The following is a 22,622-nucleotide window of genomic DNA, read 5'->3' as shown; positions in this document are numbered from 1 at the left end:
GCGTGGTGGCATCCGCACCCCCCGCCGGAGCTCGGGGGGCTTAACGGTTGTAGGCCGTCTCGCCGTGTGCGGAAATGTCCAGGCCTTCGCGTTCGGCTTCTTCGCTGACGCGCAGGCCGATGACCATGTCGACGATCTTGTAGGCAATGAAGGCGACCACAGCCGACCACACCATGGTGATCAGCACGCCTTCGGCCTGCACCACCATCTGGCTGGCGATGGAGTAGTCGTCGCCCTTGATGCCGCCCAGCGAACCGGCAGAGAACACACCGGTGAGCAACGCACCCACGATGCCGCCCACGCCGTGCACGCCGAACACATCGAGCGAGTCGTCAGCACCCAGCATCTTCTTCAGGCCGGTCACACCCCAGAGGCACAGGAAGCCAGCGATCAGGCCGATGGCGATGCCGCCCATGGGGCCGACCGAGCCGCAAGCCGGCGTGATGGCGACCAGACCTGCAACCGCACCGGAGGCAGCACCCAGCATGGAGGCCTTGCCCTTGCTCAGCGCTTCGCCGATGCACCAGGCCAGCACCGCAGCAGCGGTGGCCAGCAGCGTGTTGATGAAGGCGAGGCCTGCACCGCCGTTGGCTTCCAGGTTGGAGCCGGCGTTGAAGCCGAACCAGCCCACCCACAGCAGCGAAGCACCGACCATCGTCAGCGTCAGGCTGTGAGGCGTGAGCGCTTCCTTGCCGTAGCCGATGCGCTTGCCCACCATGTAGGCGCCCACCAGACCGGCCATGGCCGCGTTGATGTGCACCACGGTGCCGCCGGCGAAGTCCAGGGCGCCCTTGCTGAACAGGTAACCACCGGCGCCCCAGACCATGTGGGCGATCGGCAGGTAGCTAAAGGTGAACCAGATCACCGAGAACAGCAGCACGGCGCTGAACTTCATGCGCTCGGCGAACGAGCCCACGATCAGGGCGCAGGTGATGCCGGCGAACGTGGCCTGGAAGGCAACGAAGATCAGCTCGGGAATCATCACGCCAGGGGTGAACGTCGCAGCCAGCGTGTCGGGCTTGATGCCCAGCAGGAAGGCCTTGCTGAAGTTGCCGATGATCAGGCCTTCACCGCCGAACGCCACGCTGTAGCCGTAAGCGGCCCACAGCACGGAGATCAGCGAGAACACCACCATCACCTGCATGAGCACCGACAGCATGTTCTTGCTGCGCACCAGGCCGCCGTAGAACAGCGCCAGGCCCGGCACCACCATCAGCACGACCAGCACGGTGGAGATCATCATCCAGGCCACGTCGCCTTTGTCCATGGTCTCCTTGACCGCTTCGGCAGGCGCTGCGGCTTCAGCGGGAGCGGCGGCTGCAGCCGCCGCAGGTGCTTCGGCCGGTGCGGCCATGGCGGGTGCGGCAGCAGGCGCTGCAGCGGCGGGTGCGTCGGCAGCAGGCGCTGCCGTTTGTGCCATGGCGTTGAGGCCGCCAAAGGCCAGTCCCATGCCCAGGAACAGGGTTGCAATGAGTTTTTTCATGTCCGTGTCTTTCTTGTTCAGGGGGCGGCGTTCAGAGCGCTTCCTTGCCGGTCTCGCCGGTCCGGATGCGCACCACCTGTTCCAGGGAAGTGACGAAAATCTTGCCGTCGCCGATCTTGCCGGTGCGGGCAGCGCCTTCGATGGCTTCGATCACGCGCTCGACGAGCTCGTCGGACACGGCGGCTTCAATCTTGACCTTGGGCAGGAAGTCGACCACGTACTCCGCGCCGCGGTACAGCTCGGTGTGACCCTTCTGGCGGCCGAAGCCTTTGACTTCGGTGACGGTGATGCCTTGCACGCCCATGCCGGAGAGTGCTTCGCGCACTTCGTCCAGCTTGAACGGCTTGATGATGGCTGAAACCATTTTCATGCTGTGATTCCTCTTCTAGAACGGAAGGGTGCTCAGACCAGGGGGCCGACACCGCGGTTTGCGGAGGGGCTTTGGGAACTTCCTCGGCCCGGATTCAATCGCTTACATCCCCAAGCACAGACCATGCCAGACGCGGGCAACCCTACCCCCTGGGGTTCCCGCCTCTGAGCGCGCCTACAGTGCGCGGGCGCTTCGGTGGCCCGGCCACGCGGCTCCAGCACCCCCACGGCCCGCACCGGGCCACACCAAAGCAGTGCGCACCATTTGAGTGCGGCACGTGCCGGCGATGGAAATGCACCGCACAGCCCCTGGCGCGCACCGAAACAGGGAGAAATCACACATGAGTCTGTCATTGGTGCACAGCCGCGCCCTCCTGGGCCTGGAGGCGCGCCCCGTCTGCGTGGAGGTTCACCTGGCCAACGGCCTGCCCAGCTTCACGCTGGTGGGCCTGGCCGACACCGGGGTGAAGGAAGCGCGCGAGCGGGTGCGCTCGGCCATCGCCAACGCGGGGCTGGAATTCCCGTCCAACAAGCGCATCACCGTCAACCTCGCCCCGGCGGACCTGCCCAAGGACTCGGGGCGCTTTGACCTGCCGATTGCCCTGGGCATCCTGGCCGCCAGCGGGCAGATCGACGCGGCGCGCCTGGCCGGCTGGGAGTTTGCGGGCGAGCTCTCTCTGGGGGGCGAACTTCGCCCGGTGCGCGGCGCGCTGGCCATGAGCCTGGCGCTGCACCGCCACGACGCCGCGGCCGCCGCCGTCACCCGCCTTGTGTTGCCGCCGGGCAGCGCAGAAGAAGCCGCGCTCGTGCCCCAGGCGCAGGTGTACCGCGCGCGCCATTTGCTGGACGTGGTGGCCCGCTTTCTGCCCGACAGCGCCGCCGCCCACGCCGAACCGCCCGAGGCCTCGGGCTGGACGCGGCTGGCCTGCACGGCCCTGGGCGCCGCGCCCGCCTACCCCGACCTCGCCGACGTGAAAGGCCAGGCCGCCGCCAAGCGCGCACTGGAGATCGCCGCCGCCGGCGGGCACAGCCTGCTCATGGTGGGGCCCCCCGGCTCGGGCAAGTCGATGCTGGCGCAGCGCTTTGCCGGCCTGCTGCCGCCCATGGACACGCTCGAAGCGCTTGAATCTGCCGCCGTGGCCTCGCTCGCCGGGCGGTTTGCGCTGGAGCGCTGGGGGCAGCGCCCCACCTGTGCCCCGCACCACAGCGCCAGCGCCGTGGCCCTGGTGGGCGGGGGCTCGCCGCCGCGCCCGGGGGAGATTTCGCTGGCGCACCACGGGGTGCTGTTCATGGTTATAGCCGGATAAACAAAAAATAGACGAGATAGTCGATACCTCGTATCTTTGATGGTGGGTTCTATTCACAAATTGAGCGCACTAGATGGGATACAGGGTTTACTTCAGCAATCCTGTGGCTACGACAGCCGCAGGCTTCGGCAAGGTTGCGCGGCTACCTTGTATCTTCGATAACCGACCTGGATATCACCGCCTCGCAAGCCGGTATCTCATTGACCGTGGACTCGGGATTTGGGACCCGGTGTCCCATGGCCGTGAGCCTAGGTCACCCCCCACAGACAGGACGATCCTCAACTACGCGCACTGGTTGGCAAACTTTCTGGAGTGGGCCAACACCCGAGGCGTAGACATATTGACGTGTGACTACGCGAACCATGTGCACGGCCGTTATCAAGGCGAGATGCTGAGGGGCTCATGGTCGAGAGACGCTACACCGCTAAGCCCTCAAACCATCAACTTGCGTGTGACGCAGGCGTGCGATTTCCTGACATGGCTAGCCGATAAAGGCCACCGATCTACCTTTGAGTTCCCAGTTGAGACCAGAAGCATCAAGATGGGCTGTGCAACCAGTGCAGTTGCCCATGAGAGCTTCCAAATTGCTGTTCGAAAAGGAAAGATCCGGAAGAACAAGCGCTGGCTCCGAATGCCTACCGACGAACAGCTACATGCTTGGCTCAAGCGGGTGTACCAGACCTGCGGACACACCAAAGGTCTGATGTGTGAGACGGTCCTTCTGACGGCGATGCGGCGCGAAGAAGTCGCGTGCCTGAGAACCGACACGCTACCCGAGAGGCCAGGCGACTGGCACCTTAGCAAGGAGGACGCGCCGCGGCATGAGCAACGCGTTCTTATTGACATCAAGTTCGGCGCGAAGGGGCCTAGTTATGGTGTTGATCACGGCGACAAGGTGGGACCGGAACGCAGCATCTGGATACCGCTCGACCTTGCCGAACGCCTCCACAGCTATCGGGAAATTGAGAGACCTAAGGCGCTGCGGCGTTTAGTCGAGCGGGAGAAAAGCGTGTCGGGGAAGCGCAAGTGCATCATGGAATCTGTGCACCTGTTTCTCGACGATGTATCAGGGTTGCGCTTGAACGCGCGTGAACTTTACAGGGCCTGGACAAGCGTCCAGCTGCCTTTCAAGGGGTGGTCACCTCACCTAGGGCGCGACTGGTGGGCGTGTTCGATCCTTTGGGGAGAGCTCAAGAAACACGAACACCTCGCATCGCATGGCCCCCATCCAAGCGCGGCGCTTCTCGAATCAACCGCAATGAGCATCATCAGGCTACAGATTCAGCCTCAACTCGGGCACAAGCGAGACAGTACGACGATGATCTATCTCCAGTGGGTGGCCGACATGCTCGGCACCAACCTGTCCATCATCTACGAACTCGATCTCGCCGGGGAATAGTGGATGGCGATACGGCGATACAACAAAGACCACCTTCGACAGCTTGCTCCTGAAGTCACGTTAGTGCGACCTAGGGAGCTTGAGCACAAAGAAGGTGACCCGCTGGTGTTTTGGACTAGGCATGAGCTGCCTCAGCTTGTCGACCTTCGTGTTTTTGCTGATGGCGACGATGGACGGTCAGGAGGCAGAAAAGGGCGCCGAGTCGCGCGTCCTTTCACCGGCCGGCCAAACCTGATTGCTGAGCTGGCACCAGCACTTCGTGCCCTGTGGGAGTACGCCGCACCAAGGACAGTCGCACAATATATGCAAGCCCTTCGCGAGTGGTGGCGCCTTTTTGATGTCGTAGAAGGGGACCTTGCTGATCATGGCGTACCGTCACAGAAAGTGCGCAGCGTCAAAGACATCGGCGAACTGCACCGGCAGCGCGCCTTCGATGACAACATGCGTCGTGGCCCCTTCGGTGCTGTCCTTGCGGCAATCAACATCGCGCGCAAGGCGCAAGGCCTTCGCCAATTGCTTTGGTCGCGCCCCGCGTTTAGGCCAAGGGCCCGCCACCTGCCGCCCGAGTCGCAAGTGCGAGAGGTCCGGATTGCGTTGAAACACGGCTGGTTTGCCACGCTGGATCGATGGCAAACCGCAGACGAGCTCCTTGCCGGGCGCGAGCCAACCGATGCAGAAGAGCTGCGATTACTGCGGAATTACAGGATGCTGGAGGCTGCGCAGCTACATGCCGGACAACCTCGTCCGCGCAAAGACGAGGTCTTGAATGGAAGGAATGCCAGCTCGTTCTACGCGGACGGCTTCAGCCTTTCTGACATGTTTCGCGGGCGGTATCCCGATGCGGAAGACATTCGATATGCCTTTTATCTGTGTCTCGCCTCCACCGGGTGGAACCCCTCGGTGCTGCTCACGATCGACGCGAATTCGGGGTTCATCGAGACCCATCCAAAAGATCCCACGAGATACCTGCTTCGTGGATATAAGGCGCGGAGCCGAAGTGAGCAGTACAGCGAAGGTCTTTACAAGTCGCAAGGTTCAGCAGGCGTCGTCATCCAGACGCTAATCAGCCGGACGGAGCCTTTGCGAGTACAGCTTCGCAAAGAGTTGAACAGGCAAGAATTCGAGTATCAACGGATGCTTCGGGATGGGGAGCCCGCAGAGCAACTGGACGCGCAACGAAAGGTCGTGACGAAGCTTCAGATTGGTGTGTCGTCTCCTTGGTTGTACGTGGCGACAAGCACCGACGAGATCGTCTGGCTCGATCCAAACTTGTCGGTGTACGCTAAGGGCGTCAACGGCGGCGAAGGAACAAGCTTCCTGGACGGTCTGATTGGAAGGCTGAACGCCGACCGATCTCGTGATCAACAAATCGCGCCCATGACGGCAGGAGACTTCCGCGACGCATTTGCCGCGTATGCATATCGAATCAGCGGCGGCATGGTTCTGTATGTCATGAAGGCGCTCGGACATAAAAGTCCGCAGAGCACACAAATCTATCTCAACAAAACGCAACTCAACGATCAGTCGGTTGAGTTGTTTCGTACATTCAGCAATGCCTTGTGGAGCGAAATCAAGGTTCACAAGCGACTTGACCCCACCATCGTGGCGAAGTGTTCGCGCGACGGTGAGGCGAATGCCGTTGAGCGAGCGCGCTTGGACAGCTATCGAACGCTGAGTCGAAGTCGAATTGGAGTTGGGTGCAAGGATCCCACGCGCCCACCTGCACACATAGCACCGAACTTCCGAGTGGATGGCAGGGCGATGTGCCATGTGCAGCGATGCATGTTGTGCTTGGAGCATGCCGTTATCTTTCCAGACAGTCTTCCTGGGCTGACGAAAAGGTTGGCAGAGCTACGAGCAATTCAGCGCAGAATGTCTGTTATCGCTTTTCTCGAGTCCTCTTTTGGTCAAGAGATGGAGAACACCGAGCTGGCCTTGAGCGGATTCAACGACGATGCCGTGGCGGCATCGGTACGCGATTGGGAATCGCGGATATACGATGGAACGCATTTCGTCATAGATCTCGATGGGCTACAGGGGGAGGCATGAGCGGGAGGAACAGTTCTGCTCTAGCGACCGACAGCGAGCGCGAAACACCGTCCAATGAGATCGAGAGCACACGAGCACAAGTCCGTCTTCTCATGAGCCCCGAGATGATTGTTTCCGCCGACGTGACATCACTGGTCGCCGCTCAAACGATTCTTCAGCACGGTAAAGTGCTTGGGCGCTGGATCACGCCGCGACGGTGGTGTCCATTTGTGACGCCCGCCAAGCGCGACGTTGACGTTCGGGCTCGGCTTATCGCGGCCATTCCCGACGAGTCACTTCGCTTCATTGCCGAAGACGTGGGTAACGAACGTCTTTTGAAGCTCGCAGTAGAGACACTCACCCGCTATCTTCTTATACTTCGAATGGGTCCCGCGGGCACGGGCAGAAAGGGAAACGCGAGGTCTCTGGATCCAGGCCAGGTTGCGGACTGCGCCTACTACATCGCGCCTACTCTTTTTGCCCTTGCGCTGGTCCACTGGCTGCGTTCCAAGGATGTAGCTCCAACAGCAGGTGGCCTCCTGAGCGTGGTAACCGTTGACGATCTGGCGCACCTGAGTGCCAGCCTGCGTGAATCGGTACTGAAAGAAGTGCGCAGAATGTACGCGCTTCACCACCGAGGTTGCTGGGAAGACCTCCCCAGGATTGGAAACGATCTGGGTCAGATCACAGAAGTTGCTGGGGACGCTGCGCCTGGACTCAGTGAACGCCAGCGCGACTCACATCTCCCGCTTCCTGACGAGTATGTATCTGAGATGGGCCAGCGAAGCCTTTGGCTCATGGAATCTCTTGCGCCAAATCTCTTTGCGATCACGCAGAGAATCCTGGAGATTTGGGAAGAAACTGACGATGGTGCCCTTGCGTCGAATATCGGCTACCGACGCCGGCTGGCCGCTGAGAAGCTCCTCTCACATTGGGAATGGCGCGATGACAAAGGTGCGTTGATCGAGAAGCCGCCGTTTGACCTAAAGCTAGCACTTCAAGGGAGCGAGGGAGAGGCAGCGGGATCTGCATGGCCACCGCGAAACCTTGCTTCTATTTTCGGGTTGCTGAGCAACCTACAACTGGCACACCTCTTCGTAGTCTGCCTCTCCACTGGAGGCCGGAGATCTGAAACATTGGATTTGCGGCGCGACTGCGTTGCATACGCCTCGGATGGCAGACCCTACGCAAAAGGACGCACCTTCAAACTTGTCCAACGTCACGATGGCGAACTACGGGACTGGGTTCTTCCAGACTTGGCAGTAGTCGCGATAGAGCAGCAGTCACGCCTGGTTAAGCTGGTGGAGGCGATTGGACCTCTAAAACCCTCTACGGACGGAAAGCTGGCAGTAGCCCGGAGCACTCTGGACCACCTTTGGGTTCAGGTTTCTGGGGGATCGGCGAGCGACCGGACTAAGCCGCTATTGCACTTGGAGAGGGCGATGCTGTCCTATGCGAGAACCCTCGGGATGGATCTGCGCCCTAGCAATCAATGGCTGAGGCCACACAGGTTCAGGAAGACCGTGGCGCGCATGGCTGCACTTGCTATCACTCATGCGCCGAAGGTACTGATGGACGTCTTTGGCCACAAGTCGATCGAGATGACGCTCTACTACATCCTTAGCGACAAGGCGCTCCAGGCCGAGATTGAGCAGGTCGGAAGAGAATTGCGCGTCATGCGCGCTAAACAGGCGATCGAGTCGATCGTGGCGGCAGAGGACGCGGGCGACAACGGGCTTGCGCTTGGCGGGTATGGCGGACCAGCTGCCCTCATGATCGATCGTGCGATCAAGGTCCAGCGAGAGCGAGCGCATAGACGCGGAGAGCTTTGGGGGGTAGACAGCGTACGTGAGCTTGCGGAGGTGCTGACGCTACAAGGCAAGGCTTGGGAGGTCGTGCGACATGGGGTGCTGTGCACCAAGTTCCCGGGCTCCGAAGCAGGCCCTTGCAATAGGAGCAAGGGACGCCCGGAGCCCGCTCACTGCCAGAGCGACTGTAGCCACCGTCTTGAGGAGGCTTTCCTCACAGACGACGTAGATGCAGCGATAGCCTCATGTGTAGCAGAGTATGTGACAGCAATCGAAACGGACGATGACTTGCTGCAGGCAATGTGGGCCGGACAAATTCGCGCGCACGTCGTGCGCTTCGAGCACCTCCGTGTTAAGTGGATGTGTCATCCGATGGTTGTTCGTGCCGGTGCACATCACGGGGGCGCTGAGCCCGCGAAGGACCCCACATGAGTGCAAGCGATTCGAAAGGCTCCGTGAAACGGTCGGACGCCACCCGAGATTTGATCCGGGCCAAGGCACTTGAGCGGGGGCAACATCGGTCCGCCGAAACGCGGAGCCAGGTGTTGTCAGCCATGGCGGCCATCGAGCAAGAGATGGCGGCGAACAACGGCATCTATCCTCAGAACGGCGGGGCGGTTTCAGCGGCAGAAGTCGCTCGAAGGGCGGGCGTGCACTCGACGACGTTCTTCAGCCCAAAACAGCGCGACCTCGGCCAAGAGGTGCGATCTTGGCTCTCTTTCCTGAAAGGCCGACACGCAATCTCGGCGAAAGCCGTGAAACGATCTCTCGCGGAGCGGATCGCTGATTGGAAACAACTGTATGAAGAGCTGGCGCAATCGCATCGGGACACAGAATTGCAACTGCAACAGCTCGAGGCCGAACTCGCTAAGGCTCGCGTGCAACTCGGCGCTCTGAGCGGCGAACGCGATGTTCTGCTTGAACAGGTCAAGGTTTTATGCAGTACAAGCGTCGTTCCACTGCGCCGCAAGGGGAAGTAAGCCATGACTCGCGGTTGCGTGATGCCTGCCATTCGCGAGCGGCTCAATCACTTACTGGTTTAGTCGTTGACAGTCGGCCGAAGCTGCCAAAGAGAAGTTTCGCCACAATTCACATTGGATCGAAAGACGGTTCATGGCAGATCCCTCTCGTAGAGCGCCACATTAAATGGAACTGGCGCCAAAGTGCTGCGACTGGAGGTCACTAGTTGTTGCGACTGCACTATTTCGTGCCAAAGTTTTCGTCAACTGACGTTGTCAATGGGTTTTGGCTGCGGCCTTCCCTCAGCGCTTGGGACGTCTGAGTGAAGGTCGTCTATGCAGCGGTTGCTGCCGTTCGAGTTTTCAACGTGAATGCCCTTGGCGTGCCGGATTGCGATCACTCCTATTCATGCATCGTGGTAATGCGCAGAGACAGGTTTCAGGCGCGCAGTTGACATTGCTAGAGAGTTGACAACAGCGTGCAGAGATCTGCAAGCTCGACGAGCAAGACTGCAGCAGCATCAAGCATGGTGCGATCAATCACCTGGGCGTGTCGCCAGCGTTGATGGCTTACCGCGAGCACAAGGCCATGCTGGGCAAGACTTAGGCCGGCGAGAAGTTCCCGGCGGTTGTGATGATGGGGGCTGGCTGGATGGTGGTCCCCGACATCAAACCAGGCAAGTGATGGTGAGTGGCTGACCCGCCCTGGGTCAGCCACTCAGTCGGGATCGCTGTTTGCAGGTGATCCCGTCCTTTTTGTCAGTTGGCGCAACAGCGCTGTGGCCAACCAGCCATCACTTTGATCCACCCGAAGCCTTGGCCACGTAGGCCGCCAGGGCGGCAATTTGCGCATCACTGAGTTTGCCGTTGTAGGACGGCATCTGCCCAATGCCGTTGCGCAGCGCGGTGGCCACGCGCTTGGCATCGGGCTTGAGCTCGTCCAGGCTGGGGCCCACGGCGCCTTCGGCTCCCGCGTCCTTGAGCGCATGGCACAGGGCGCAGGCAGGCACCGCGCCTTGGCCGAACAACACCTTGCCTTGTTGAAGTTGCGCGGCATCGTCGGCGGCGTGCACGGGCAGCACTGTGAATGCCAACGACCACAGGGCAGCGACCAACGCGTGTTTTTGGATTGTGCGCTTCATGCCACGCTCACTTTCACGGCGTGGTCGGCCCAGCTGGTGTTGTTGTAGCCGCCCGCGTTTTCCATGCGTTGTTCGGGCTGCACGTTGCCTGCGGTGTCGGTGGCTCGGCTCGCCAGGGTGAACTGGCCCGCCGGCAGGCGCGCCGCAAAAACAAACTGCCGCCACGCAAAGCGGCCGAGGTCGGGCCCCACCATGCGCGCGAGCTGCCAGGTTTTTCCGCCGTCCAGAGAAACCTCGACCTTGGCCACCGCGTTCATGCCGCCAAACGCCACGCCATGGATCTGTGTGTCACCCGCTTTAAGCGGGGCGCCGTCCGTGCCGGGACCGTTGATCCACGACTTCACCGTCATTTCCTGCACCGATGGCTGCGACGGGTCGCCCTTCGCGCCGGGCGGTGAAATGCGGTAGCCGTGCGACATGATGCGTGCGTCGGTCTCCTGAGCGGTGAAGGCCAGGCGTTTGACGTACTTGATGTTGTTCACGCCCGTGTAACCCGGCACGATCAAGCGCAGTGGGCCGCCGTGGGCCAGCGAAATCGGCACACCGTTCATTTCCCAGGCCAGCAGGGCATCGGCGAGTGCGGCAGCAGGCACCGAGCGTTCCACGATCACGCTCTTGGGGTCCAGTCCATCGGGGAGTTTTTCGCCGCCTGTGCCGGTGAGGTAGGCCATGCCGGCCTCCACGCCGCCCAGGGCATCCACCACCCAGCGCACCGGCACACCGCTCCACACCACACAGCCTGCTGCGCCCACTTGCCAAGGCGTTCCACTGGGCTTGTTGGGGAAGTAGCCGCGTCCGTTGCCAGAGCATTGCAACACCATCGCCGTGGTCTCGATGCCTATGCGCTTGAGGTCGCCCAGCGTGAGTTTGCGCGGGTTCTTCACCCCCTCGATGTTGATCTCCCAGGCATCGCGGTTGCCCAGGATCGAGGCGTCGGGCGCGGGCAGGTTGTTGCGGATGTAGAGCTGCTCGGACGGCGTGATTACGCTGGTGCCGAACACACTGCGCTTGGTCTCAATGGTGGTGCTGCTGTGCACGATCAGGCTGGCCGGGTCCTTCCAGCCCACGTACGCTGGCAGAGGCTTGGCAGCACCGGCCAAGGCGACGGGCGCGGTCTCACCAGCAGCGGCTGCGGTGCGGCCAAAGCTGGCCAGACCAACGGCAGCCAAAGCAGCGCCGCTGCCGGCCAGCAGGTGGCGCCGGGGGAGCGAGGTGGGTTGTTGGTTCATTTCTGGGGTCTCCGGTGGTTGGGCGTCGTGCGCCGGTTGGGGTGAAAGGGGTGAGCGGTTGATTCGTTGACAGGGACGCGGTGCCTCAGCCTGGCCCGGACACGGGAGGTGCCTGCAGTGCCGTCTGCGCGACCGCCAGTGCCTTCTTTTTCTGGGCCACCAGCAACAAGGGCTTGCCCTCGCGCGAGCGGATCACCTTCCAGTGCACGTTGCTCCACCAGCCGCTGGCCTCGCGCAGGTCCACAGACTGGTCAAAGGCATACACCGTCACCATGCCGCCCTTCTCGAAGAACGTGGTGAGGTGGTAAGCGAGGTGACCTTCGATATCGCATGGCCGCATGAGTTGGGGAAACCCGGGCACCACGTTGGCGTCCCGCATGCCCAGGTGCATGAGCAACTGGCGCTGCTCCATGAAACTGCCCCGCAAGCTGCGCTCGTGGTATTCGTGGTCGATCGCGTCGCGCACCATCGCTGGCGGTCGCACGGCGAGCACCCCGCCGCTGGTGCCACCGGCCAGCAAAAGCGCAGCCAGAAAACGCTGCAAGCCGCGTCGCGCCAGCAGCGGCTGCGGCTTTCGGTACAGGTGTGCCGGTGCGTCGCTGGCCTCGAAGGCGATCGCCAACTCGGCGCGCGCGCGCAAATCGAATTCGCTGTCGGGCAGGAAAGGCGCGTCGGTATCGGGGCTCATGTCTTGGTCCTGCGAAACGGGGTAACGTTGACATCGGCCTTGGGTGTCGCAGGTACCCCCATGGCCAGCTTCAAAGCGTCGCGCGCACGGGCTAGGCGCGACAACACCGTGCCGGGCGCGATCTCCAGCGCCTCGGCCATCTGGGCGGTGGGCATGTCGTCGAAATAAAACAGCACCAGCACCTCGCGGTGGATGGGCGCCAGGCGCGCGAGCGCCTTGACGACATCGAGTTTGTCGTCCAGCCCCGCGTCGGGCGCCGCTTGCTCGGGCTGCTCTTCATCGTCCAGCGACTGCATGCTGGGTGCGGCCTGGCGAAAGGCGGCGCGGCGCATGATCTGAAAGAGCCAAGCCCGTGCCAGCGCAGCGTCGCGCAGTTGCTCCCGGTGCTTCCAGGCGTTGGCAAAACAGTCTTGCACCACGTCTTCGGCAATGGCGCGCGAACCAGTGAGCGCCCACGCACTGCGCAGCAAAAAACGGTAGTGCTCACGCACCCATTGGTTATAGCGGGACTCGGCAGACTGGAACAGCATGGTGATCAAGAGCGCTGCATGGCTTGGTTCATTCCGTGGCGCTCATTGGTACTTTCCCTAGGGCTGTCGATCAAGGCCCCCGCGTCCCACCCAGCGACGGAAATTCCGCTTCCGCACCTTTGGCTGTGCGCTGCTGCAGGGTGTGCAGTCGGCGTTGCATGCTCTGGATCTCCACCGTCTGCCCGGCAATGATTTCCTCGGCCAACTGCCGGGTGACAGGATCGCGCCCATGCTGCAACACCAGCCGCGCCATGTCCACAGCGCCGGCGTGGTGCGGAATCATCATCGCCAGAAAGTCCTGGTCGGCCTGGCCTGCGTAGCCCGGGCTGTGCATGGCCTGCATCATGCGGGCCATCGATTCGTCCATATCCCGCTGGAATGCGCTGGTGTGCGCGGCGCTGGCGCCGTGGCTGGTGTGCGCGCCGCTCATGCCGTCTGGCCCTTCTCGCCCACACGCACGTAGACGAGGTTGATGCTCTTTTTGTTGCGCAGCGCGCCAGAGGGCAGCGTCAGATTGCCCAGGGGGATCTGCGCAATGAAGGTCGGGCGCAGCGGGTCGCTCACATCAAATGCACTGCACACGGTCTGGCCCGCGTTGGGCGTGCCGGGCAGCTCGTCCTGTTCGTGGGCCACATACAGCAGCGTGTTCTCGGGGTTGGTCCACAACCCGTGCGACTCGCGGCCACGGCTGGAGAAGGTGCCCACCACCTTGCGCTGTCCGCCCGGAGCGCTGCGGTCGATGATGGCGATCGGGCTCGACGCCACGCCGCCGGGGCCACCATCGTCGATGCGCGCCAGGCTGGCATAGACCACGCTGCCGCGCGCATTGCGCACGAACTCAACGTGGTTGGGCCGAGCGCCCATGCCGAGTGGCACGGTGTCGATCAGGTCGAAGCCACCCTGCGTCGAGCGGCAAGACACCGCATCAGCCAGCTTGTGCGAGAACCACACCTCGGCACCGTCGGGTGTGGTCTTCATGAAGGGCGTGAAGCCGGGTTTGTCCTGTGCGCTGATGTCCAGCGTGGTCAGCCGCTGCGGTTGGCTGTGGCCATCCGCGCCGGGGTTGACGCGGAACACGTCGATCTTCGACACCTTCTGGCTGGCCACAAAGGCCAACGTACCCTCACGGTTGAACCACACCTGCGCCGGGCCGCTCAGTGTGGGCAGGTATTGGCGAACCGCGCTGGAGCCCGGGCTGTCGGCCCCCTTGAGCTGGCGAACGGCACGATCGACGCCGACGATGGCAATACGGTCTTCACCGCGCAGCGTGACCCACAGCTCGCGGCCGTTGCGCGTGAAAGTGGGCTCGTGCGGTTCGCGGCCCAGCAGCAGGCCACTACTCAGGCGCTCGGGGTTGGTGGTGGGCCCAGACGCAGGGTTGGGTGTGTTGCCGATCACGCGGCGCTGCTCGGCGTCGATCAGATAAATGTTGCTGGAGCCGCGCCCGCTGGTGGCCAGCAGCCGGCCGTCGGGCGACGGCACCGCGCCGTGGGCGTCGATGCAGCCGTGGTACAGCGGCTTGTGGATCATCGCCGCGTGTGTCGGCGCCACGCCGGCGGTGACGTAGCGAAATGGAGGCCGCGGGTCTTCGTCGAAGCTGGTCAGGTTGATCGTGCTCTCGACGGTGTTCGTCTTCGGATCGATGACGACCAGCGTGTTGGAGTCTTCATTGGTGATGAAGACGCGGTCGCGCGGGTCGATGCCGGTGGCTGCGGCTCCCGCTGAAGCGCCGGACGGGGCCTGGGCATGTGCTGCGGGCAGCGCGCTGGCTGCCGCGGCGGCCAGGGTGTACTTGAGAATGTCGCGGCGTTGGGTGGTCATGTGTGCTTTCTGAGTTGGTGTGGAGAGTGATCGCTTGGGTCGTGGGCCGGGAGCCGCCGATGAACCACTGCCCAGCGCTTGCTTCAGGTCAAGAGCGCGGCTCGGGCCGTTTCATTCCCTGGGCATGCCGACAGCGCGGCGCGCCGACGCCGCCCTGGCCTTCAGCGCGGGGTGCCAAGTTGCCGATAGACCTCGGCCGACACCTGCGCCAGCACGCTGCGGTCGGCGTCGGACGACAGGGCGTAGCCGAAGGGACCGTCGACCCAGTAGAAGACATTGACCACACCTTCGCGTGCGAAGCGGAAGGCCGTGTCTGTGTTCTTCACGCTGGCCTGCAGTGCCTTGTCCGGCCCCGCGGCACTGCCCACGTCGGCGACATCGTTGGATACGTACAGCGTCAGTTTGCTGCCGAGCTCGTTGCGGTACATGAACTGCGCCACCGGCCCCTGGCCGCCCGGCAACAGGCGCCCGCCTTCCAGCGTATAGCCCTGGGCCTGCAGGTACGGCGGCTTCATCGGCGCGCCCATGCGCTTGGACAGCCAGGCCACGAGCTGGTCTTCGTGCGCCGCGTCCACCTCGACCGGGCGGCGCGGGTCGGGACTGTATACCGCGTGAGCCACCGCCGCGCGCTGCGCGAAGCCGCCCGCTGACGCCAGCGTCAGGCCGCGCTCGGCGGGTGCCGCGGCGGCCATGCGGCCGGCATCGTCGCCCCCCGCGGGCAGGCCGCCCCGCAAGCCCCAGCCTGTGGCGCCGCTGATGACGGCGATGGCGATCCCAGCGGCCAGGCGCTGGAGGTACCAAGGCGTCTGCGGCACGGCGCGCGGGCGCGCCGATTTCAGCAGGCGCTGCGGCGGCTGTTCATCCAGCACGGGATCGAACAAGGCGTGCAGTTCGCGCTTATGCGCCCGGTAGGCCTCCAAGCGCTGCGCGTCTTCAGGGCGTGCGGCCAGATAAGCGGCGATCTCGACCTGGCGCTCAGCGGGCAGGCGGCCATCAACGAACGCATGCAGGTCGGCCTCGGTGACCGGGGGAATGGACGGTGGCGGACGGTCGGTATTCATGGGTTGCTTCGCAATACATTCATTTGACGACTTTCAGCCGCACCGGTTCTGCGCGGCCTTCCATCAGGCCGCGCAGGCGCTCACGGCCTCGCGACAGGCGCGACATCACGGTGCCGATGGGGATACCCAGGGCCTGCGCCACATCGGCATAGGCCATGTCTTCCAGCGTCACCAGAAGAAGCACTTCCTTCTGCTCGACGGGCAGCAAGTCCAGTGCAGCCTGCAGATCCAGTACAGCCAGCCTGTCGGTTTGTGTCGGCGCCACCGGCACTTCGGGCGTGTCGTCGTCCATGGTCACGGTGTGCAGCCTGGGACGGCGCACGCCATCGACGTGCAGGTTGTGCATGATGCTGAAGAGCCAGGCGCGCATGTCGGCCACGCCGCCCCACAGGTTCGACTTGGCCCAGGCCCGCTCCAGCGTGTCCTGCACCAAATCGTCGGCGTCGTCACGGTTGTTCACCAGTGCGCGCGAATAGCGGCGCAGGCGCGGCACCCAGCTCAGCAGGCTTGCGTCGTCTTGCATCGGGGGGTCGTGGCCTGAGGGTCTGGACGGAAGTCGACAGCAAATGTCATTCCTTGATGATGTGCCAGACGTCTTTGAAGTTGTCGCCGGCGCGGTCGCCGGGCTTCTGGTCGGCCTGGTAGGTGTACACCGGCTTGCCCTTGTAGGCCCACTGGCGCGCACCGTCGTCGCGCATGACGATCGTGTATGCACCGGCGGGTTGGTCGCTGGCGGCGGCCATCGCGGGCGGCCACAGCGCGGCGCAGCCGCCGTTGCAGGTGCTTTTGCCGCTGCCTGCCACGTCCTTGTCGAAGGTGTAGAGCGTCATGCCCTTGGCGTCGACCAGCGCGCCGTTGGCGAGCTTGGCCGGCGCGTCGGCAGCCATAGCGCCGGTGAGTGGTGCCGCGAAGGAAGCCGCTGTGATCAGCAGCGCGGCCAGAGTCGAAAGGTGCTTCATGGGGTTGTCCTTTAGGGTCTGGTGGAGAGTAGCCACGCTGCGTGCCGTTCAGTAAGCCGCAGCCACCGCCAGCTTGGGGTCGATCTGCCAGGTTTCACTGACGATCTTGCCTTCACGGAACGTCAGCACGTAGCGCACCTTGATGGGCATCTTGCCTTCGAAGACGACGTTGGCCGAGACGGTGGCGCCCTTGGGGTTGGCCGATTCTTCAATCTGGCCGACTGTGAGCTTCAGTGGGCCGACGGCCTTGCCGAACTTCTCCCAGGTGCCGCGAATGGCATCGGTGGTGGCATAGGTGCCGTCGAGTGGGCCGCCTACCCAGTTCAGCTGGGCCTGGTCGGCATAGGCACGCATGACGATCTGGGTGTCGCCCGAGGCGATGGCCTGGAAGTGCGTGCGGGCGTCGTCGCTGGGGGCGGCGAAGGCGCTGCCGGAGGCGAGCGTCAGGGCGGTGGCGGCGAAAGCGAAAGTCTTGAACATTGTGGGCTCCGATGAAGGGTTGGTGTGAAGTGAAGGGGGGTGAGTGCTGGACGAAGGGTCCGATAGGTCCCGACAAAAGAGCAGACGGCGTCGGCATGCGGTCTATTCCAGAGCGTGCAAAGAAATTTAGGGTCAGGGCCCTGGGCCGTGAATTCGAGGCTTCAGCCCAGCAGGGCCGGCACCCAGCGGTTGATGAGCGCGCCTCCGACGATGAGCCAGCCGAACAAGATCAACGCCAGCAGCAGCGGCTTGGCCCCGGCCTTGCGAATGGCGCCGATGTGCGTGGCCAGGCCGAGCGCAGCCATCGCCATCGCCAGCAGCGCGGTGTCAATCTCGATCGTCACTGCCACCACCGACGCCGGCAGCCATTGCAGCGAATTGAGCAACACAACCGCGACGAAGCCGAAGGCGAACCAGGGCACAGCGAGTTGACCCTTGGCGTGAGCATGCTCTGCCTCCACCAGGGCTTGCAGGGTGCTGTCGCGCGCCAGCCAAGCCGACAGCATCACCAGGAACGGCGCCAGCATCATTACTCGAACCATCTTCGCGATGACGGCCGAGTTGGCTGCGTCCGGGCCCACCGAACGTGCTGCGGCCACCACCTGGGCCACCTCGTGGATGGTCGATCCGACGTAGATGCCGAACCCGTTGGCGCCGCCGGGGATCAGCGCCCAGTGCCGGTTCAGCTCGAACAGCGCCGGGTACAGGAAGATCGCCAGCGTGCCGAACACCACCACCGTGGCCACCGCCACCGTGACCTGCTCGGCGCGCGCCTTGACCACCGGCTCGGCGGCCATCACCGCAGCAGCGCCGCAGATGGCACTGCCAGCGCCGATCAGCATCGCCGTCTTGCGCTCCAGGCCCAGCCAGCGCGTGCCGATGAGGCAGGCCAGTGCGAAGGTCGAGCCCAATATCATTGTGTCGATGGCGACACCAGCTATGCCAACATGGTCAATGTCCTGCACGGTGAGCCGCAGGCCGTACAGCACCACGCCCAGGCGAAGCAGGTTCTGCTTGGAGAAGTTGACGCCGGCGCCGCTGGCTACCGCCCAGCGCGGGGCCCACGGGTAAACCGTGTTGCCCACGATCATGCCCAGCACGATGGCCAGCGTCAGCGCACTGAAGCCATGGTCCTGCAGCCAGGCGATGCGGCCCAGCGCGATACCGGTGGCAGCCAAGGCGCCGCTCAGGGCCAGGCCGGGGAGCATGCGTGCGAAAGCCGATGCAGAGGCCGATGTGCGTGGCTCAGGAAGTACGTTGATGGTCATGCTGCTTGCCTCCGGTTGAAGTTCATGAGGACGAAGCTTCCGGCTTCATAGATGACCCGTCAAACGGGTTGTATCGCTAAGATGTACCCATCTGATCGCTTTGCAAACAAATCCGCCATGAATACCCTTCGCCTCACGCTGCGACAGCTGCAGATCTTCGTGGCGGTTGCGCGCAGCGGCACTACCACGGCAGCCAGCGCCGAGATCGCGCTGTCGCAGTCGGCCACCAGCTCGGCCGTGAATGAACTTGAGCGGCTGCTGTCGCTGCGCCTGTTCGACCGCGCGGGCAAGCGCCTGCTGCTCAACGACAACGGCCGTGCGTTACTGCCGCGGGCCCTGGCGCTGCTGGACGGTGCCGCCGGCATCGAGTTGATGTCCCGCGATGGCAGCGCCCAGGCGCAGTCGCTGCGCATCGGCGCCAGCACCACCATCGGCAACTATGTGCTGCCCAGGCTGCTGGCCCGTTTTGTCGCAGCGCAACCGGGCCATGCCAGTGCCTGGCGCTCAAAGGTCGTGATCGGAAACACGGCGGCCATCTGTGACGCGGTCGCTGCGTTTGAACTGGACGTGGGCCTGATCGAAGGGCCTTGCCACCAAGCGGCGCTGGCCGTCACGCCATGGCACCAGGACGAGATGGTGGTCGTTACATCGCCCGACAGCGCGTGGGCACGAATGAGCCTGGCCGGCGAGCGGGTGCCAATGCGGACACTGCGTGAAGGGGTCTGGCTGGTGCGTGAGTTGGGCTCGGGAACGCGCGAGGCCACCGACCAAAGTCTGCTGCCCCACTTGCGCTCCTACCGTCGAAGCATCGAGCTGGGAAGTTCGGAGGCGATCAAACATGCGGCCGAGGCGGGTATGGGGGTGGCCTGCCTTTCGTCGTGGGTCGTGAGCGACGCTTTGGAGGCCGGCCGCCTGTGCCGCATCGCCACGACCTTGCCGCGGCAGCTCCGACAATCTCACCTGGTCGTGCATCGCGACAAACAGCCCACCGCTTCGCTGCTGGCATTTGTCGACCAGGTATCTGGCGCCGAGAAAACGGCGCCATGAAATGTGACTCCATCGAGGTCAGGCCTGAGCAGCTCGCCAGTCGGCGCTCAAGCTTATCCACGCACCTTCAACGAGATTCACGGCAGGCTCACCTGCACAAATGCCGGATGCGGATGGCGAGGTCAAGACTGCCGCATATCCACATACCGCACGCGATGTCTTGGGCATTGCGATCCAACGGCCACCCCTTGTCTCCTTCTTTATTTGCGGCGAGAGCAATGATCAGAATGTTGCAACAGCATCAGGTCAAAGTGAACTATTGCCCGTCTATCACGCACTTTGAGGAGCACTGGGAACCCGGGTGGCGGGTATTGCGCTACGGACACTGAAGGACCAAAAGAAGTGATTCGCCCTCCCTGCTGGCGCTTGAAGAAGGCCTGCCCAGGGTCCGGAACACCGTTTCGTCCGTGACGCAAAGGGCCATTCCAGAACTTTGCACTTCGCTACAGTGCCGAACGACCGGTACAGGTAATCGATCGGTCGCTTGAGATCCTGACCGGTGAGCGACCGCTTGCGGTGGCGCCCATGGACTCTGCCGTCGAACCTAAGTGGCAGCAATCAGTCTCGAGCTGCCCTTGGAGCCTGGCCTTCGGCTTCGCAGCGGTTGCTGCAAGTCACCCTCGTGCTGCGGCCTAGCACTATCGGTCGGGAGCGGAAGTTCACAGAGTGACAACCAATGACCGGTCCAGAGCTTGCCTTTCAGCGGCAGGCACATTACATTTTCACGAAGCACTACGTGCTGTAGGTTTCACGGTTTACCTGCTTTGCTGTATGTGGGTTTGTCTGGAGACTTCTTAGGTGGTCTGATTGCCTTTGCCTCCACTTTGAAAGTGGAGTTCAAACTCGAACTCGAAGCGAAAGCCAAGAAAGGAGTCAAGAAATGAAGGTCAAAAAGGTTCATTTGAAATGCGGTTGGAACGGCGCCAAGTCTCTGGGGGTTAAGGCAAAGGACCACTGAAAGAAGTTAAGGACAAGGGGCATGCAGCTGGGTAAAAGCAGACTCCCCCGCCATTCTGGACGCCTCCGCATGGAGGCGTCTTTGTTTTGTTGTCTGCAGGACGCTCACGCGTCTGATGCGTCGCCAGACAATCACCTCAACTCCCGCTCTGCCTTGTTGGTAAGTACCGCAGGCGTCGTTGATTCCAAGCGCTCAGATGACTGAAGAAGCGAACATCCGCGAGATCTCAAGGCGTACTGGCCTGGCTCGCAACACCGTGAAGAAGTCCCTGCGGGCGGGCGATGAAGATCCCCGCTACGCCAGACGTGCAAGCTCCAGCAGGTCCGATCCATTCGCCGACAAACTCTCAACCTGGCTGTCGATCGAGGCAACAAAGTCGCGCAAACAGTGGCGCACTTTGCTGCAGCTCCACACAGTCCAGAACCTGACTTTCGAAACTGCCATCCACATCTAAGCATGGGCGCAGCAACCAAGCGACGCAAAGCATTTCTTGCACAGCACTCGATGTGCGCGTTCTGTGGCGGCGGAAGTCCCGCAACAACAGTAGAGCATTGCCCACCGAGGGCACTGTTCCAGGATCGACAGTGGCCCGAGGGCTTCGAGTTTCCGTCTTGTGAACCGTGCAACCTTGGCACAGACGATCAAGATCTCGTCGTCGCGATGTTGGCTCGAATGGACCCGTTTGAAGAGAAAGGGGACAGGGACGGCAAGTTGGTCGGCCTGATGAAAGCCGTGAACCGTCAAAAGCCGGACTTGTTTCGCAAGATGCTGCCGAGCGCAGCCCAGGCGCGTCAGCGCAATCGTGAACTTGGCATCGTGCCTGGGCCTGGTCAAACGCATCAAGAGGTGGCCGGCGTTAGCGTCCCAGAAGAGTTCCACAACGCGGTATGCACCCTTGGCCGAAAGTTGGCAAAGGGCGTCTTCTATCGTGAAACGGGACGTGTCTTCCCAACTGACGGCTGCCTTCTCCTCAATTGGTTCACCAACACCGATCTCGTGAGACACGGGAAGTACCCCATGTTCGAACTGTTGAAGGACATAGGCGGAGACGCTCCGCCTGTTCAACGAGGGGCTACCTACTTGGGCGACCAGTTCGAATACAAACTGACCTTCTCGCCCGATACAAATCTCCTTGCCCTGCAGGCTCGCTTCGGCAATGCGTTTGGCCTAGTTGTGTTCGGTTCCTGCGTCCCAAGCCTCCTGGAATCAATCGTTGATCGCCTACGAACTAAGACAGGGAAGGACGGCCCATTTGCCGTGCTCCATTCTCCTACTCTGCCGCACTTTGACGCCAGCAGTGGGGCCTAACCCTCGGTCGAGGCGAGGCCCAACGGCGAGCCAACCCGCCCGCTTCCAGGCGGGGTCTTACATCCTTCCAGCGGGCGGGTTGGCTCGCCGTTGGGGCAGCCTCACCTCGACCTCCTCGAATCCTCCGCGTACTAGCGCCCTGCTCTGACAATTTCTCCCACTACGGGTCGAGATACTTGCGCCACTGCCACACACGAATGTCTTCGAAGCTCGATCCTCCCCGAGCTTCTCCTCCGCAAAGCGGTTAGCCCGCTTCGGCGGGTTTTCTTTTGCCCAGCCGGAATGCCAGCGTGCGCCACCATCCTTGCGCGGCCGGGGCACCTGCATACCCCCTCCCGTATCATGTCCGTGTGGACCACCCGACGCTCTTGCGCCACCCTGTACCGGATGGACTCCCCTTTCCCGTTGAAACGGTTCTGGAGTTATCAGCGACAGCCTACGGAGTCGAGCAGCGAGGCGACTGGTGGATCGTCCGTATTGCGGCGACCGGTGAACCTATCTATCAGGGGCCAGGACCCGTCGAAGTGTTTGTGTCGCCGGTGCTGTTCTGATGGTGGAGCATCCGACCCTGCTCTGGCACCCCATCGCCGGGAGACGGCAATACACCGAGCGAGTGCTGCAACTTGAGCCCGATGCCTATCATGCGATCCAAGTGCGCGAGTGGTGGATCGTGATCGTGATTGCCACCGGTGAGGTGGTGTATGAAGGCTCGGGTCCGGTAAAAGTGTATCGATCGCCCGTGCCTTTGTAGGCCTCAGCAGGGATGCGCTCCGGCGAG

Annotated in this window: 20 protein-coding genes and 2 pseudogenes; 9 read left to right on the top strand and 13 right to left on the bottom strand. The window is 62.7% G+C overall.

The window, feature by feature from the left end; all coding sequences use genetic code 11:
- Positions 1-40: 40 nt before the first annotated feature.
- Positions 41-1,483 carry an ammonium transporter gene (locus KXJ60_RS05570; protein WP_291124929.1) on the bottom strand — a complete coding sequence of 481 codons (1,443 nt, stop codon included), beginning with the start codon at positions 1,481-1,483 and terminating at the stop codon, positions 41-43.
- Between the two features lie 31 nt (positions 1,484-1,514).
- Positions 1,515-1,853, bottom strand: a complete 339-nt coding sequence (locus KXJ60_RS05565; protein ID WP_291124926.1) for a P-II family nitrogen regulator — start codon at positions 1,851-1,853, stop codon at positions 1,515-1,517.
- A gap of 340 nt (positions 1,854-2,193) precedes the next feature.
- Here KXJ60_RS05565 and KXJ60_RS05560 point away from each other — a divergent pair.
- The 5 genes and pseudogenes from KXJ60_RS05560 to KXJ60_RS05540 form a co-directional block, all read left to right on the top strand.
- A pseudogene (locus KXJ60_RS05560) lies at positions 2,194-3,144 on the top strand (ATP-binding protein); the annotation flags it as partial.
- Between the two features lie 460 nt (positions 3,145-3,604).
- A complete protein-coding gene (locus KXJ60_RS05555; RefSeq protein WP_291124924.1) occupies positions 3,605-4,558 on the top strand; it encodes a hypothetical protein in 954 nt (317 codons plus the stop codon).
- Between the two features lie 303 nt (positions 4,559-4,861).
- Positions 4,862-6,607: a hypothetical protein gene (locus KXJ60_RS05550; protein WP_291124922.1), complete on the top strand. Its 1,746-nt coding sequence runs from the start codon at positions 4,862-4,864 to the stop codon at positions 6,605-6,607.
- A 104-nt stretch (positions 6,608-6,711) separates the two neighbouring features.
- A complete protein-coding gene (locus tag KXJ60_RS05545; RefSeq protein ID WP_291124921.1) occupies positions 6,712-8,826 on the top strand; it encodes a hypothetical protein in 2,115 nt (704 codons plus the stop codon).
- Positions 8,823-9,374, top strand: a complete 552-nt coding sequence (locus tag KXJ60_RS05540) for a hypothetical protein (protein WP_291124918.1) — start codon at positions 8,823-8,825, stop codon at positions 9,372-9,374. The genes KXJ60_RS05545 and KXJ60_RS05540 overlap by 4 nt, the downstream gene beginning before the upstream one ends.
- A 773-nt stretch (positions 9,375-10,147) precedes the next feature.
- Here KXJ60_RS05540 and KXJ60_RS05535 read toward each other — a convergent pair.
- The 11 genes from KXJ60_RS05535 to KXJ60_RS05485 all read right to left on the bottom strand — a co-directional run bounded on the left by KXJ60_RS05535 (position 10,148) and on the right by KXJ60_RS05485 (position 18,531).
- Positions 10,148-10,495: a cytochrome c gene (locus KXJ60_RS05535; RefSeq protein WP_008904214.1), complete on the bottom strand. Its 348-nt coding sequence runs from the start codon at positions 10,493-10,495 to the stop codon at positions 10,148-10,150.
- The gene (locus KXJ60_RS05530; protein WP_041484972.1) at positions 10,492-11,724 is read right to left on the bottom strand and encodes a sulfite oxidase; all 1,233 of its coding nucleotides are present in this window, start codon (positions 11,722-11,724) and stop codon (positions 10,492-10,494) included. Before KXJ60_RS05530 ends, KXJ60_RS05535 begins: the two co-directional genes overlap by 4 nt.
- 85 nt (positions 11,725-11,809) lie before the next feature.
- Positions 11,810-12,412 carry a hypothetical protein gene (locus KXJ60_RS05525; protein ID WP_066787015.1) on the bottom strand — a complete coding sequence of 201 codons (603 nt, stop codon included), beginning with the start codon at positions 12,410-12,412 and terminating at the stop codon, positions 11,810-11,812.
- Positions 12,409-12,942 (bottom strand): sigma-70 family RNA polymerase sigma factor, encoded by a 534-nt coding sequence (locus KXJ60_RS05520; RefSeq protein ID WP_050813810.1) that lies wholly within the window; start codon positions 12,940-12,942, stop codon positions 12,409-12,411. The genes KXJ60_RS05525 and KXJ60_RS05520 overlap by 4 nt, the downstream gene beginning before the upstream one ends.
- Positions 12,943-13,012: 70 nt before the next feature.
- Positions 13,013-13,372, bottom strand: a complete 360-nt coding sequence (locus KXJ60_RS05515; protein WP_008904210.1) for a DUF305 domain-containing protein — start codon at positions 13,370-13,372, stop codon at positions 13,013-13,015.
- Positions 13,369-14,763, bottom strand: a complete 1,395-nt coding sequence (locus KXJ60_RS05510; protein ID WP_062405660.1) for a YncE family protein — start codon at positions 14,761-14,763, stop codon at positions 13,369-13,371. The genes KXJ60_RS05515 and KXJ60_RS05510 overlap by 4 nt, the downstream gene beginning before the upstream one ends.
- Positions 14,764-14,924: 161 nt before the next feature.
- Entirely contained in the window at positions 14,925-15,824 is a 900-nt protein-coding gene (locus KXJ60_RS05505) for an anti-sigma factor (protein ID WP_108322911.1), read from the bottom strand.
- 19 nt (positions 15,825-15,843) lie between these two features.
- Positions 15,844-16,347 (bottom strand): sigma-70 family RNA polymerase sigma factor, encoded by a 504-nt coding sequence (locus tag KXJ60_RS05500; RefSeq protein ID WP_008904230.1) that lies wholly within the window; start codon positions 16,345-16,347, stop codon positions 15,844-15,846.
- Positions 16,348-16,393: 46 nt separating this feature from the next.
- Positions 16,394-16,711, bottom strand: coding sequence for a hypothetical protein (locus KXJ60_RS05495; RefSeq protein WP_231624607.1), 318 nt, complete (start codon positions 16,709-16,711; stop codon positions 16,394-16,396).
- A 120-nt stretch (positions 16,712-16,831) separates the two neighbouring features.
- Positions 16,832-17,263, bottom strand: coding sequence for a nuclear transport factor 2 family protein (locus KXJ60_RS05490; protein WP_008904227.1), 432 nt, complete (start codon positions 17,261-17,263; stop codon positions 16,832-16,834).
- Positions 17,264-17,424: 161 nt separating this feature from the next.
- Positions 17,425-18,531, bottom strand: a complete 1,107-nt coding sequence (locus tag KXJ60_RS05485) for a YeiH family protein (protein ID WP_100174373.1) — start codon at positions 18,529-18,531, stop codon at positions 17,425-17,427.
- A gap of 117 nt (positions 18,532-18,648) precedes the next feature.
- Between KXJ60_RS05485 and KXJ60_RS05480 the strand changes: the two genes are divergently transcribed.
- The 4 genes and pseudogenes from KXJ60_RS05480 (at position 18,649) to KXJ60_RS05465 (ending at position 22,595) form a co-directional block, all read left to right on the top strand.
- On the top strand, positions 18,649-19,578 hold the full coding sequence (locus KXJ60_RS05480; protein WP_100174423.1) for a LysR family transcriptional regulator: 930 nt from the start codon (positions 18,649-18,651) through the stop codon (positions 19,576-19,578).
- A 1,154-nt stretch (positions 19,579-20,732) separates the two neighbouring features.
- Positions 20,733-20,948: pseudogene (locus KXJ60_RS05475) on the top strand (IS21 family transposase); the annotation flags it as partial.
- A 44-nt stretch (positions 20,949-20,992) separates the two neighbouring features.
- Positions 20,993-21,844, top strand: a complete 852-nt coding sequence (locus KXJ60_RS05470; protein ID WP_291124882.1) for a hypothetical protein — start codon at positions 20,993-20,995, stop codon at positions 21,842-21,844.
- 550 nt (positions 21,845-22,394) lie between these two features.
- A complete protein-coding gene (locus KXJ60_RS05465; RefSeq protein ID WP_291124879.1) occupies positions 22,395-22,595 on the top strand; it encodes a hypothetical protein in 201 nt (66 codons plus the stop codon).
- The last annotated feature ends 27 nt before the right edge of the window (positions 22,596-22,622 follow it).

The sequence above is a fragment of the Hydrogenophaga sp. genome (genome assembly GCF_019264445.1).
Classification (GTDB): domain Bacteria; phylum Pseudomonadota; class Gammaproteobacteria; order Burkholderiales; family Burkholderiaceae_C; genus Hydrogenophaga.
This window is presented reverse-complemented; position numbering and strand designations above follow the sequence as displayed.

Coding starts and splice junctions, on each gene's coding strand:
- KXJ60_RS05570 (WP_291124929.1), bottom strand. CDS start 1,483: ATGAAAAAACTCATTGCAACCCTGTTCCTGGGCATGGGACTGGCCTTT.
- KXJ60_RS05500 (WP_008904230.1), bottom strand. CDS start 16,347: ATGCAAGACGACGCAAGCCTGCTGAGCTGGGTGCCGCGCCTGCGCCGC.
- KXJ60_RS05490 (WP_008904227.1), bottom strand. CDS start 17,263: ATGTTCAAGACTTTCGCTTTCGCCGCCACCGCCCTGACGCTCGCCTCC.
- KXJ60_RS05550 (WP_291124922.1), top strand. CDS start 4,862: ATGCAAGCCCTTCGCGAGTGGTGGCGCCTTTTTGATGTCGTAGAAGGG.
- KXJ60_RS05520 (WP_050813810.1), bottom strand. CDS start 12,942: ATGCTGTTCCAGTCTGCCGAGTCCCGCTATAACCAATGGGTGCGTGAG.
- KXJ60_RS05530 (WP_041484972.1), bottom strand. CDS start 11,724: ATGAACCAACAACCCACCTCGCTCCCCCGGCGCCACCTGCTGGCCGGC.
- KXJ60_RS05515 (WP_008904210.1), bottom strand. CDS start 13,372: ATGAGCGGCGCGCACACCAGCCACGGCGCCAGCGCCGCGCACACCAGC.
- KXJ60_RS05505 (WP_108322911.1), bottom strand. CDS start 15,824: ATGAATACCGACCGTCCGCCACCGTCCATTCCCCCGGTCACCGAGGCC.
- KXJ60_RS05525 (WP_066787015.1), bottom strand. CDS start 12,412: ATGAGCCCCGATACCGACGCGCCTTTCCTGCCCGACAGCGAATTCGAT.
- KXJ60_RS05495 (WP_231624607.1), bottom strand. CDS start 16,711: ATGGCTGCCGACGCGCCGGCCAAGCTCGCCAACGGCGCGCTGGTCGAC.
- KXJ60_RS05535 (WP_008904214.1), bottom strand. CDS start 10,495: ATGAAGCGCACAATCCAAAAACACGCGTTGGTCGCTGCCCTGTGGTCG.
- KXJ60_RS05510 (WP_062405660.1), bottom strand. CDS start 14,763: ATGACCACCCAACGCCGCGACATTCTCAAGTACACCCTGGCCGCCGCG.
- KXJ60_RS05565 (WP_291124926.1), bottom strand. CDS start 1,853: ATGAAAATGGTTTCAGCCATCATCAAGCCGTTCAAGCTGGACGAAGTG.
- KXJ60_RS05545 (WP_291124921.1), top strand. CDS start 6,712: ATGATTGTTTCCGCCGACGTGACATCACTGGTCGCCGCTCAAACGATT.
- KXJ60_RS05470 (WP_291124882.1), top strand. CDS start 20,993: ATGGGCGCAGCAACCAAGCGACGCAAAGCATTTCTTGCACAGCACTCG.
- KXJ60_RS05465 (WP_291124879.1), top strand. CDS start 22,395: ATGGTGGAGCATCCGACCCTGCTCTGGCACCCCATCGCCGGGAGACGG.
- KXJ60_RS05485 (WP_100174373.1), bottom strand. CDS start 18,531: ATGACCATCAACGTACTTCCTGAGCCACGCACATCGGCCTCTGCATCG.
- KXJ60_RS05480 (WP_100174423.1), top strand. CDS start 18,649: ATGAATACCCTTCGCCTCACGCTGCGACAGCTGCAGATCTTCGTGGCG.
- KXJ60_RS05540 (WP_291124918.1), top strand. CDS start 8,823: ATGAGTGCAAGCGATTCGAAAGGCTCCGTGAAACGGTCGGACGCCACC.